13 protein-coding genes are annotated in these 12,560 nt (G+C 48.3%); 12 read left to right on the forward strand and 1 reads right to left on the reverse strand.

Features of this window, described 5'->3' with window-relative positions; translation table 11 throughout:
* Positions 1-9 precede the first annotated feature (9 nt).
* The 4 genes from ACVC9U_RS08730 to ACVC9U_RS08745 are packed head-to-tail and all read left to right on the forward strand — an operon-like array spanning position 10 to position 5,257.
* Positions 10-921: a hydroxymethylglutaryl-CoA lyase gene (locus ACVC9U_RS08730; RefSeq protein WP_075754695.1), complete on the forward strand. Its 912-nt coding sequence runs from the start codon at positions 10-12 to the stop codon at positions 919-921.
* A 20-nt stretch (positions 922-941) separates the two neighbouring features.
* Positions 942-1,724, forward strand: coding sequence for an enoyl-CoA hydratase (locus ACVC9U_RS08735; protein ID WP_075754693.1), 783 nt, complete (start codon positions 942-944; stop codon positions 1,722-1,724).
* A gap of 20 nt (positions 1,725-1,744) precedes the next feature.
* A complete protein-coding gene (locus ACVC9U_RS08740; RefSeq protein ID WP_075754691.1) occupies positions 1,745-3,274 on the forward strand; it encodes an acyl-CoA carboxylase subunit beta in 1,530 nt (509 codons plus the stop codon).
* Positions 3,275-3,304: 30 nt separating this feature from the next.
* Positions 3,305-5,257 (forward strand): AMP-binding protein, encoded by a 1,953-nt coding sequence (locus ACVC9U_RS08745; protein ID WP_441390616.1) that lies wholly within the window; start codon positions 3,305-3,307, stop codon positions 5,255-5,257.
* Between the two features lie 82 nt (positions 5,258-5,339).
* Here the strand turns inward: ACVC9U_RS08745 and ACVC9U_RS08750 are convergent, their stop codons facing one another.
* Positions 5,340-5,564 carry a hypothetical protein gene (locus ACVC9U_RS08750; protein ID WP_075754687.1) on the reverse strand — a complete coding sequence of 75 codons (225 nt, stop codon included), beginning with the start codon at positions 5,562-5,564 and terminating at the stop codon, positions 5,340-5,342.
* A gap of 92 nt (positions 5,565-5,656) precedes the next feature.
* Between ACVC9U_RS08750 and ACVC9U_RS08755 the strand changes: the two genes are divergently transcribed.
* The 8 genes from ACVC9U_RS08755 (at position 5,657) to dacB (ending at position 12,534) form a co-directional block, all read left to right on the forward strand.
* On the forward strand, positions 5,657-5,887 hold the full coding sequence (locus ACVC9U_RS08755) for an excisionase family DNA-binding protein (RefSeq protein ID WP_075754685.1): 231 nt from the start codon (positions 5,657-5,659) through the stop codon (positions 5,885-5,887).
* Positions 5,888-6,289: 402 nt separating this feature from the next.
* A complete protein-coding gene (locus ACVC9U_RS08760; protein WP_043929066.1) occupies positions 6,290-6,724 on the forward strand; it encodes a helical membrane plugin domain-containing protein in 435 nt (144 codons plus the stop codon).
* Between the two features lie 36 nt (positions 6,725-6,760).
* A complete protein-coding gene (locus ACVC9U_RS08765; RefSeq protein WP_065643150.1) occupies positions 6,761-7,939 on the forward strand; it encodes an NAD(P)/FAD-dependent oxidoreductase in 1,179 nt (392 codons plus the stop codon).
* Positions 7,940-8,126: 187 nt separating this feature from the next.
* On the forward strand, positions 8,127-8,732 hold the full coding sequence (locus ACVC9U_RS08770) for a TetR/AcrR family transcriptional regulator (protein WP_075754683.1): 606 nt from the start codon (positions 8,127-8,129) through the stop codon (positions 8,730-8,732).
* Positions 8,725-9,579, forward strand: coding sequence for an ABC transporter ATP-binding protein (locus ACVC9U_RS08775; protein WP_075754681.1), 855 nt, complete (start codon positions 8,725-8,727; stop codon positions 9,577-9,579). The genes ACVC9U_RS08770 and ACVC9U_RS08775 overlap by 8 nt, the downstream gene beginning before the upstream one ends.
* Positions 9,576-10,286 carry a fluoroquinolone export ABC transporter permease subunit gene (locus ACVC9U_RS08780; RefSeq protein WP_075754679.1) on the forward strand — a complete coding sequence of 237 codons (711 nt, stop codon included), beginning with the start codon at positions 9,576-9,578 and terminating at the stop codon, positions 10,284-10,286. Before ACVC9U_RS08775 ends, ACVC9U_RS08780 begins: the two co-directional genes overlap by 4 nt.
* The gene (locus ACVC9U_RS08785; protein ID WP_441390620.1) at positions 10,283-10,999 is read left to right on the forward strand and encodes a hypothetical protein; all 717 of its coding nucleotides are present in this window, start codon (positions 10,283-10,285) and stop codon (positions 10,997-10,999) included. The genes ACVC9U_RS08780 and ACVC9U_RS08785 overlap by 4 nt, the downstream gene beginning before the upstream one ends.
* A gap of 62 nt (positions 11,000-11,061) precedes the next feature.
* Positions 11,062-12,534 (forward strand): D-alanyl-D-alanine carboxypeptidase/D-alanyl-D-alanine endopeptidase, encoded by a 1,473-nt coding sequence (gene dacB, locus ACVC9U_RS08790; protein WP_075754675.1) that lies wholly within the window; start codon positions 11,062-11,064, stop codon positions 12,532-12,534.
* Positions 12,535-12,560: the final 26 nt, after the last annotated feature.

A 12,560-nucleotide genomic window follows, 5' to 3' on the forward strand; every position in this document is an offset into this window, starting at 1 on the left:
GGATGGCAAATGGACGTACCGAAGAACATTTTCATTAAAGAAGTCGGGCCGCGCGACGGTCTGCAAAATGAACAAACCGCACTTTCGACAGCTGATAAAATTACCTGGATCGACATGCTTTCTGCCACAGGGCTTTCGTATATCGAAATCACTTCATTCGTCCATCCTAAGTGGATTCCTGCACTGTCTGATGCCCTTGACGTCGCCAAAGGCATTAACCGGAAGCCGGGCGTCACCTACGCAGCCCTCATTCCGAACCGAAAAGGGCTGGAACGGGCTCTCGAAGGAGGGATCGATGAAGCTTCTGTTTTCATGTCGGCAAGCGAGACACACAACCGGAAAAATATTAACAAATCGATCGGAGAAACGCTTCCCGTCTTACAGGAAGTCACCGGGACAGCAAAACAAGCGGGCCTCACCGTCAGAGCCTACCTGTCCACCGTATTTGGCTGTCCTTATGAGCATCACGTTCCATTGGAGCAAATCATACGCATCTCTGAAGCGCTGTTCGACATGGGCATCGACGAACTTTCTCTCGGAGATACGATCGGCGCAGCAAATCCCGTACAGGTTCAAAGGGTGCTTGACGTACTTTTAAAACGCTTTCCGAAAGAGAATATCGCCCTTCATTTTCATGATACGAGAGGGATGGCGCTCGCCAACATGATCGCAGCGATGGATATGGGAATCACCGTATTTGACGCATCATGCGGCGGGCTGGGCGGCTGTCCTTATGCCCCTGGAGCAACGGGAAATGCGGCAACTGATGATTTGATTTACATGTGCGCCCAGATGGGCATCGAAACCGGAGTTGATCTCAGCAAGCTGCTTTCAGCTGCTAAATGGATCGAAGACAAAACCGGAAGAGAGCTGCCAAGCCGAAATTTGCAGGCGGCTAAATCAAAGAACTGTTTTTCATAGATAAAGAGGAGGAAGATCGAATGGAGCCCAATGTTCTTTATTCCATCAACGAGCAGGCTGTTGCCGTGTTGACGTTGAACAGACCGCAGGCTGCAAATGCCCTCTCGCTCGGACTTCTCGACGACTTTCAGCGCATCCTTCGCGATATCCGTTCAAACCCGGCCGTCCGCTGTGTCATTATAACGGGAACAGGGGACAGGACGTTTTGTGCAGGTGCCGATTTAAAGGAAAGAGCCCGCATGAGCCGCACAGAAGCGAAGCAGGCCGTTTCCATGATTCAACAAGTGGTCAGCGAGACGGAAAAACTGCCGCAGCCCGTCATCGCTTCATTAAACGGAAGCGCTTTGGGAGGGGGGCTGGAGCTTGCATTGGCGTGCGACATCAGGATCGCAGCCGAACATATTGAACTCGGTCTCCCCGAAACAACGCTCGCGATCATTCCCGGGGCAGGGGGAACACAGCGGCTGCCCCGCTTAATCGGCAGGGGAAAGGCGAAAGAAATGATCTATACCGGCTGCCGCATCAGCGCCGAAGAAGCGCAAAAGATCAGCCTAGTTGAACATGTCGTTCCGCTTCAAAAGTTAAAGGAAACGACCGAAAGTATCGCAGCAAACATCGCGGCGAACGGACCGGTTGCCGTCAGACAGGCGAAGTTCGCCATCAACCAAGGGCTTGAGACAGATATCGAAACTGGACTCGCGATTGAACAAAAAGCCTATGAACTGACGATTCCGACGAAAGACAGAACCGAAGGGCTGAAAGCTTTTACAGAAAAACGGAAGCCGTATTATACGGGAGAATAAAACGAACGGGGGGACAGCCGATGCCGGCCGAAAAGGAATTGTATGAACGCATCCGCCGGATTCAGGAAGGCGGAGCGCAAAAATACCATGAAGCCAATGAGAAAAAAGGGAAATTATTTGTCAGAGACCGATTAAAGCTGCTGCTTGACGAAGGCCTCGACCTTGAGGACGCTTTTTTTGCCAATTGCATGGCAGACGGGCTTCCGGCAGACGGAGTCGTCACGGGAATCGGAAAAATCGGCGGCCGAACCGTTTGCGTCATGGCTAATGATTCAACGGTTAAAGCAGGATCATGGGGAGCGAGAACCGTCGAAAAAATCATCCGCATCCAGGAAACAGCCGAAAAACTGAATTGTCCGCTTCTTTATTTGGTCGATTCGGCAGGCGCAAGGATTACGGATCAAGTTGACATGTTTCCGGGGCGAAGAGGAGCAGGGCGGATTTTTTATCAGCAAGTCAAATTATCCGGGCGTATCCCGCAAATCTGTCTTTTGTTCGGGCCTTCAGCCGCAGGCGGCGCCTACATACCGGCTTTTTGCGATATCGTCATCATGGTCGAAGGTAACGCCTCGATGTATTTAGGCTCGCCGCGTATGGCGGAAATGGTGATCGGCGAAAAAGTGTCGCTTGAAGAAATGGGCGGCGCGCGAATGCACTGTTCTGTTTCAGGCTGCGGAGACATTCTTGCCGAAACGGAAGAAGATGCGATCAAGTCGGCGCGTCGGTATCTTTCCTACTTTCCGCCGAACTACACCGAAAAAGCGCCTGTCATTGAAGCAAAACCCGCCCGTCCGTTTGACCGGCCGTTGGAGGAGATCATTCCGAAAAACCAAAACGCACCGTTTCAAATGATGGATTTAATCGATCAGATCATTGATGAAGCGTCTTTTTATGAGATCAAAAAATTGTTCGCGCCAGAGCTGATTACCGGTTTGGCAAGGATTCACGGGCAGCCTGTCGGCATCATCGCCAATCAGCCGCGGGTCAAAGGCGGTGTGTTGTTTCACGATTCGGCAGACAAAGCCGCAAAGTTTATCAATTTGTGTGATGCCTATCATATCCCGCTGCTGTTTCTGGCTGATATCCCCGGCTTTATGATCGGAACGAAAGTCGAGAGGGCGGGTATTATCAGACACGGTGCGAAAATGATTTCAGCGATGGCCGAAGCAACCGTGCCGAAAATATCCGTCATCGTCAGGAAAGCTTATGGCGCAGGCTTGTATGCGATGGCTGGGCCGGCCTTTGAGCCTGACTGCTGTCTGGCGCTGCCTACAGCTCAGATTGCCGTGATGGGGCCGGAAGCAGCGGTAAATGCCGTTTATGCAAAAAAAATCGCACAATTGCCTGAAGAAGAGCGGTCCGCCTTCATTGCCGAAAAACGGGAAGAATACCAAAAAGACATAGACATTTACCGGCTTGCTTCAGAAATGATTGTCGACGGGATCATTCCGGCCGATTCGCTTCGTACGGAACTCATCAAACGGCTGAATGCATATATGACCAAATACATGACATTTACGGAACGGAAGCATCCTGTTTATCCCGTCTAAAGGCCAATGAAACGAAAAGGAGGAAACGGCATGGCCGAAAAAGCGGTTTGGCAGCCTGATCCGGAATTTGTAAAAACGACCCGGCTGTTTCAATGGATGACAGCCCTCGGTTTTTCCGACTATGATGATTTTTTGAAAGCAAGTACAGACGATATCGCCTGGTTCTGGGAAGAGGCCGAAAAAGCGCTCGGCATCAGCTGGTACAAGCGGTACAGCCAAACATTGAATCTCGATAAAGGCATAAAATGGCCGAAATGGTTTTCCGGCGGACGCTTAAATGCCGTTTGCAGCGCCGTCGAAAAATGGTCCCGACAGCCTGATACGGCCGGCAGGACGGCCCTCATCTGGGAAAGTGAAGACGGAAAAACAGAACGGATCACCTATTCTTCTTTACATCAAAAAGTCGCCCGTGCGGCGGCAGGCTTTAAAAAACAAGGCATATCAAAAGGGGATGTCATTGCGATTTACATGCCGATGATCCCGCAAACGGTCATCGCCATGCTCGCCGCCGCTAAAATCGGCGCGGTATTCTCACCGGTTTTTTCAGGCTACGGCGCCCATGCGGCAGCCGCGAGACTCAGCGCTGCCGGAGCAAAAATTCTTGTCACAGCAGATGCCTTTTTACGAAGGGGAAAGAAGGTCTGTATGAAGAAAGAAGCTGACAAAGCAGCAGACCGTGCCCCCACTGTCCAAAAAGTTGTCGTCTGCCGGCTTCACGATGGCGAACAAGATTGGAATCATAATAGAGATATAGACTGGAATGAATTGATGAAAAGCGATCCTCTCCAGATTACAGAAGAAATGGACAGTTCAGATCCGCTCATGCTGCTTTACACATCGGGCACGACAGGACAGCCGAAGGGAGCGGTTCATACCCACGCCGGTTTTCCGCTGAAAGCTGCATTTGATGCGGGCTTCGGGATGGATGTCAAACAAGGGGACACGTTTTTCTGGTTTACAGACATGGGCTGGATGATGGGGCCGTTTTTAATATTCGGGGGTCTCATAAACGGAGCGGCAGTTTTGCTGTATGACGGAGCACCGGATTTCCCGGCCCCGGATCGGCTGTGGGAGCTCGTCAGCAGACACCGGGTGTCGCATCTCGGCATCTCTCCGACGCTCATTCGCTCGCTGATGCAGCACGGCGAAGATTTTCTTCATCAATGCGACCTGAGCAGTCTGAAGGCAATCGGCTCAACGGGCGAACCATGGAATTATGAACCGTGGATATGGCTGTTCCGCCATGCTGGAAAAGAGCGGATTCCTATTTTTAATTATTCAGGAGGAACGGAAATTTCAGGCGGCATTTTGGGCAATGTGCTCCTGCGGCCGATCACGCCGATGACGTTTAATTCGCCTCTGCCCGGCATGGCGGCCAATGTCTTCAACGAAAAAGGGGAGGAAGTCGTCAATGAAGTCGGGGAGCTTGTCCTGACAAAGCCGTGGGTCGGCATGACATACGGTTTTTGGAAAGAGCCGTCCAGATATGAAAAAGCATATTGGAGCCGCTGGACTGACGTCTGGGTGCACGGCGATTGGGCAAAACGGGATGAAAACGGCTACTGGACGATCAGCGGACGTTCTGATGATGTCATCAATACTGCAGGGAAAAGGATCGGGCCCGCTGAAATAGAGTCCGTTCTGGTCGGCCATCCGGCGGTGGTGGAAGCAGGCGTTATCGGCGTTCCGGATAAGCTCAAAGGTCAGGCTGCCGTCTGCTTTGTCGTCCTCGCACAGTCGGAAAAGCCGTCGGAAAAACTAAAAGATGATTTGCTGAACCTCGCCTCTGATGCCATCGGTAAAGCGATCAAGCCAAAAGCGGTTTACTTTGTCAGCGGTCTGCCGAAGACGAGAAATGCAAAAGTGATGAGACGGCTGATCAGAGCTGCCTATTTGAACGAGCCGGCAGGCGATTTGTCAACATTGGAAAACCGTGAAACATACGATGAAATTGCCGGCCTTTCAGCGCAAAAAAATCTGTAGTATACTGGATAAGGCTTGCAGACAAAGAAGAAGGACACGTCCTTCCTCTTTTTATTTTAATGAAGCTCGATTGACCAAAAACTCACATTCTGACGATAACCGAACCGCCGCCTGCCGCGCAGACGCGGTTCTGCTGCTCTTCAATTGAACGCAGCAGCTGATTGTTGCTTTCCATGAGTTTGATCAGCAATTCCATTTGATCTTCGAGATTTTTCAGCCTTTGATTCATCTGCTGAGAAGATTGACCGGTATGCATTTGCGGGGCTGAAGGCGGATAAAACGTTTCAGCATTCCATTTTGAATACATAGAATAGGCCTCCATCATCTAAACTGATATATCTTATCGTATGATCCTAAAATCGCAACGTTCGCCTAAATCAAAACGAGAGGAACCAAAACATGGACTTGACAATAAAGGAAACCGCAGAATATTTAACGCTTTCAGAAGCATATGTTGAACAGCTTGTGAGAGAAAAGAAAATCCGCACCGTCTTCGACGGACAGCAGCATTTAATTAACAAAGAACAATTCAATACCCATATGGAACAGATGGAAAAGTATAAAGCGTGGGCGGAATCCGTTCTGAACGAACCCATCCCCGAAGATCCGGATGTTAAAGATGAAGATTAACTCGAGGCAACAATAATTTTATTATGTAAACTAATAGATGCGATTCTCTGACATTTTCGGACGTCTCCCGTCTCTATCATGACATGACGTTTCGTAAAAAAAAGACACAATATAGGAAATAAAAGGAATGAAAGAAGCCCTATATATAAAGTTTTCTATGATTTTATTTCATTTCCGAAACAATCACGTTCATTTTTTGTTCAAAAAGTGTTATCATTTAGTAGTAAAAAATACAGCGTGTTTTGAGATTGCGGGTTTTCGGGAATTCCAGACTGAAAACAGCAATACAAACACAAAAGGGGAGAACCTTTTTGCGGACTTGTTTGTGCACAAATTCACAAACTATGAAAAAGGGGTTCCTTCAAAAAACAGCACATCGCTTATTGAAAAGGAGAATTGGTTATGCCGGAAACAATCGATCAAACAGCTGATCAAACAAACGAATCTGTAAGCCAAAGCCAACGCGATCTTATCGATCAACTGCTAAAACCTGAAGTACAGGAGTCTTTGACTACTTTAGTCGACCAGCTTCCAAAGCTGACAGAACTGGTCAACATTTTGACAAAGTCTTACGATTTCGCACAATCCGTTGCAACTGATGAAGTATTAAAAAATGATACGGTCGGTGCCATTACAGAAATTCTTGAGCCTGTCAAAGATACGGCAAAAGAAATCGCGGCTACCGCCATTGAAGCAAAAGACCGCGCTGACGAAAGCAATGAAGTCATCGGACTTTTCGGTTTGCTGAAAATGCTTAAAGATCCGCAGGCCCAAAAGCTGTTCCGCTTTGTTCAAAGCTACCTGCAAATCATGTCAGAACGCGAAAAACAAAAATAATCACTATACATTCAGAATAAGGACGGAGGATTCACGATGTCAAAACATATCGTCATTTTAGGCGCTGGTTACGGCGGATTACTGTCTGCTTTAACAGTTCGCAAACACTACACAAAAGAAGAAGCAAAAGTCACAGTGGTTAACCAATACCCGACACATCAAATCATCACAGAACTGCACCGTCTTGCTGCGGGCAACGTGTCAGAACAGGCAGTTGCAATGCCGCTTGCAAAGCTTTTCAAAGGAAAAGACATCGATCTTAAAATCGCCAAAGTCAACTCGTTCTCAGTTGACAAAAAAGAAGTCGCTCTTTCTGACGGCTCTACCTTGACGTATGACGCGCTTGTCGTCGGTCTTGGTTCTGTCACTGCTTACTTCGGCATTCCAGGACTTGCAGAAAACAGCATGGTGCTCAAATCTGCAAACGATGCAAACAAAATCTTCAAGCATGTTGAAGAGCGCGTGCGCGAATACGCTAAAACGAAAAACGAAGCGGATGCTACGATCTTAATCGGCGGCGGCGGACTAACAGGCGTCGAGCTTGTCGGTGAACTTGCCGATATCATGCCGAACCTTGCGAGAAGCTACGGTGTCGATCCGAAAGAAATCAAGCTGAAGCTTGTTGAAGCCGGTCCGAAAATCCTGCCGGTTCTTCCGGATGAGCTGATCGAACGTGCGACAAAGAGCCTTGAAAAACGCGGCGTTGAATTCTTGACAGGACTGCCTGTCACAAATGTAGAAGGAAACGTTGTTGATTTGAAAGACGGGCAAAAAATCGTCACAAATACATTTGTCTGGACCGGCGGTGTTCAAGGCAATCCGCTGATCGGCGAGTCAGGTCTTGAAGTCAACCGCGGACGCGCAACTGTAAACGATTTCCTTCAATCCACATCACATGAAGACGTATTTGTTGCAGGAGACAGCGCCGTTGTCTTCGGTCCGGATGGCCGTCCGTACCCTCCGACAGCTCAAATCGCTTGGCAAATGGGCGAGCTGATCGGCTACAACCTGTATGCATACTTAGAAAACAAATCAATGGAAACGTTCAGCCCTGTCAACTCAGGCACGCTTGCAAGCCTTGGCCGCAAAGACGCAGTTGCCGTTATCGGCGCGAACAGCACATCTCTTAAAGGCCTGCCTGCTTCATTGATGAAAGAAGCGAGCAACGTCCGCTACCTGAGCCATATTAAAGGTCTGTTCAGCCTGGCTTATTAATCCGAAATGAAGCGCTACTTATAGTTTAAACTATAAGTGGTGCTTTTTTTTGCTTTAAATTTGACGGGCAAATGAAAATATTGTGGTAAATTTGAACCAAAATATATTGACAAAAAGAGGGACGCAGCGCATTATATGAATATAAAATCAAAATATTCATATGTTTATAAAACAAGGAGAGACTGCCATGCCGAAATTTACCAAAAAAGAAAAGGAAGTGATCCGTTCAGCTTTAGTACAAAGCGGAAGGGAGCTTTTCGCGCAGCTTGGATTGAAAAAAACGAGTGTCGGAGAGCTAACAGCCTCGGCCGGAATTGCCCAAGGCTCATTTTATACATTTTTCGACTCGAAAGAGGAGCTTTATTTTGAGATTTTGCAGCAGGAAGAAAGTAAGATTCGCGCCAAGCTTGAGGCATCATTTTCTGAAAGCGGGAAAACATTTGCACAGTTTTTGCGTGAAGCATTGGCGGTGATGGAACATAACCCGTACATTCGCCAAGTTTACGATGACAACTTACTCGAGACGCTCTTCCGCAAACTCCCTGAAGAAAAGCTGCAGGCGCATTTCGCCAGCGATGAAGATTTTTTCAAGCCTTTAATTGAAATGGGCCAGGAAAAAGGCTGGCTTGTCAGAAAAAAACCGGAGACGATCATCAGTGTGATTCGCGCCATTGTTCTTTTATCCTTTCAAAAAACAAACATTGGGGAAGACCGCTACGACGAAACGATGGATTTGCTTATCGAATTGGTCGGACAGGGACTTTCGGCCAAGGAGGATGCAGCTCATGATTGAAGTCAGCGGGCTTCGCTTCACATACCCCGGACAAAAAACGCCCGTATTGAAAGGAATCGACTTTTCGATTCAAAAGGGTGAAATTTTTGGATTTCTCGGCCCTTCCGGCGCCGGGAAAAGCACGATTCAAAAAATCTTAATCGGTATTTTAAAGCAATATGAAGGCCGGGTTTCTGTGATGGGAAAAGAATTGAATCAAGCCGACAGCTCCTTTTATGAGAAAATCGGCGTCGCTTTTGAATTTCCGAATTTTTATCAACGATTAACTGCGCTGGAAAACTTAAATTTGTTCCGTTCCTTGTATGCATCTGAAACTGAGGAGCCGGAAACGCTGCTCGCTTTAACGGGTCTTGAAGAGTACGGCCGGACAAAGGTATCCGCTTACTCAAAAGGCATGAAAATGAGGCTGAATTTTTTGAGAGCCCTGATCAATCAGCCTGATCTTTTATTTCTAGACGAACCGACCTCAGGGCTCGATCCCGTGCATGCCAAAACATTAAAACAGCTTATCCTGAACAAAAAGGCGGAATGGAAGACGATTCTGATCACAACGCACCACATGCAGACAGCTGAAGAAATCTGCGACCGCGTCGCTTTCATCGTTGACGGCAGGGTGGCTTTGATTGATTCTCCGCGCGCCTTGAAAGTGCAAAAAGGAAAAAGGCACGTAAAAGTGGAATACCGCAGCCGCAGGCAGCTGGAAACCGCTCAATTCGACCTTGATCAGATCGGCAGCAGCCCGGAATTTTTGAACTTGATCAAGGAGCACCCTGTGGAAACCATCCATTCCCAAGAAGCGTCGCTTGAAGACATCTTTATCGATGTGACGGGGAGACGTTTAAGTTGAGGATCTTGTCAGCGATTTCCCATGATATCAAACTTCAGTTCAAGCACGGTTTTTATTATGCCTATTTGCTGATCAGCACGGTGTATATCGCCGTATTGCTGTTTCTTCCGGCTGATTACAGGGAGGCGGCCAGCATTGCCTTGACGTTTTCAGATCCGAGCTTCCTGGGGTTTTTCTTCATCGGGGGTCTTGTTTTACTGGAGAAAGGGCAAAACATCCATGACAGCCTGTTTGTCACACCGCTAAGTGCGAGTGAGTATATTCTTTCCAAAACGGCGTCCTTGTCCGTTTTGTCTCTCGGATCGAGCATTTTCATCCACAGCAGCGTGTTCGGCTATGGAACAAATTCCGGTTTGTTCGCTTGCGGCGTGCTTTTCACTTCATTTTTCTTCACGATGATCGGCTTAGGTTTGGCAGTGCGGTGCGAAACCTTAAACGGATTTTTCTTTTTGTCTTCGTTGAGCACCTTTGTGTTCGTTCTGCCTTTGTTTGAAACAGCGGGCATTTGGAGCAGCCCGCTGTTTTACGCTCTGCCGTCAAAGGCCTCATTAATGCTGTTAGGTTCCGTGTTTACCGGCCTTCAGCAATGGGAGCTCGTCTACGCGATTTCCACTCTCTTGTTCTGGAACGGAGCCGCGTATTTGTGGGCGAGGCATTCACTTCAGACGTTCATCACATTAAAGCTTGGCGGAGGTGATACACGATGATGAAAATCATTCAGCTGATACGCGGAGATATGAAACAGATCAAGCGTGATTCAATGCTCGCTTTTTACGGTCTGGCGCCTTTTCTGCTCATCATCGTGACGGCAGCAGGCATTCCTTTGTCAGCGGAACTGACGGGATTTAATATCATCCCATACCGGCATTTGATCATGAGCTTTGCCATGCTTTTCATCCCCCTGATTCTCGGTACCATGTCGGGGTTTATCCTGCTTGATGAGCGCGACGAAAATATGATTCAGTATTTTGCCGTGACGCCCTTGTCGAAGCACGGATATGTCTTGATCCGCCTCATCCTGCCGATGGCGCTCACTTTTTGCTACAGCATTTTGCTGTTTGCATCCGGCGGTTTAATGGCACCCGGCTCTGTGTACCTTTTGTTCGTCCTGATTATGGTGACGCTTCAAGCCCCGATTTACACGCTGCTTTTAGCCGCCTATGCTTCGAACAAAGTGGAAGGGCTTGCTTTAATGAAAGGGTTCAGCCTGCTCACTCTTATGCCGGCCGCGATTTATTTTATTCCTTTTCCGTGGCAGCTTTTCGGCGTTTTCACGCCGACCTACTGGACAGCGAAAACGTACTTGGCGGGAACTACTCAGGAAGGGCTTGTTTTCGTTTTCGGGTTCATCGGAGTTGTGCTGCATGTCATGATACTGCTGCTTTTATACCGGAGGTTTTTGGTGAAAACCGACCAATAGGAGTATATCCCGCCGCGTTTTGCAATAAAGTATTAAAACATCAGCGGGAGGCGGGATATTTTATGAAGAAAAATATGAAGCTTTGTCTGTGTATGATCATGATCTTTGTATTGACGTTGGCCGGCAGCATAGACGGCTTGGCCGCCGGGGAAAAAGGCGGCGGCCTCAAAGAGCAAATCGATCAGCTGTTAAAGACCGAACCTGATTTAAAAGGTGCGCTCGCAGGCATCAGCGTCAGATCCGCGGAAAGCGGGAAAATGATATACGGCCATATGAGCGATACACGGATGAGGCCGGCGTCCAATCTGAAGCTTTTAACGGCAGCAGCTGCCTTTTCCGTCCTGGGCGGGGACTATACCTTTCCCACAGAGGTGATGACAGACGGCGCGCGAGCCGCGGGCACACTCAAAGGCAGCCTTTATATCAAAGGAAAAGGCGATCCGACGCTTTTGAAAGCGGATTTTCAGCAAATGGCCGAAGCACTCCGAAAACAAGGGATCACAGTCATCCGGGGAGACTTGGTCGGCGATGATTCCTGGTATGATGATGTCCGCTACTCTCCAGACCTTTCCTGGAGCGATGAAGACGCATACTACGGAGCGCAGATCTCGGCTTTAACAGCTTCGCCAAACGAAGACTATGATGCCGGAACGGTCATCATCGACGTGAATCCTGACGTCAAAACCGGAAAAAAACCCGTTGTATCGCTTACCCCGCAAACGAACCATGTCAAAATCGAAAACGGTGCCAAGACCGTTGCTGCAGACGGAAAAAAAGATATCACGATTAAAAGGGAACACGGCGGAAATACCATCCAAATCAAAGGGACGATTCCACAAGGCGCTTCAAGGGTCAGACAATGGGTTGCGGTTTGGGAGCCGTCAGAATATGCACTCGATTTATTTAAACAGGCTTTACAGCAACAAGGCATTCGAATCCTGGGAGAGACTAAAACCGGCAAAGCGCCAAAAAAAGCGCGCCGCATCACCGCACATCAATCCATGCCGCTTTCAGAGCTGATGATCCCCTTTATGAAGCTCAGCAACAACGGCCATGGCGAAACACTGATCAAGGAAATGGGAAAAGCCGCGAACCGTGAAGGAAGCTGGGATCAAGGTATGGAAGTGTTGAATAAAGAACTGCAGGGATTTGGAATGGACACAGAAAAGATCGTTCTCAGAGACGGCTCAGGCATCTCGCATATCAATTTGATTTCTGCCGACCAGATCACAAAGCTATTGTATTCCGTTCAAGAGGAGAAGTGGTTTCCGTCGTTTGCCCGTTCACTCCCGGTTGCGGGGGATAGCGACAGAATGGTCGGCGGCACATTAAGAAACCGGTTGAAAGACCCGGCTCTAAAAGGCAAAGTCAGAGCGAAAACAGGTTCTCTTTCAACCGTCAGTACATTGTCGGGCTATATCGATACTGCAAGCGGCAAGACATTGATTTTCTCCATTCTTCTCAATCAGCTCGCGGATGATGAAAAAGGAAAGGATATTGAAGACAAAATCGTTCAAATATTAGCTTCTTCATGACATCTCCCATTGCTGAAGGCAATGGG

It is taken from the genome of Bacillus sp. GM2 (assembly GCF_056155945.1).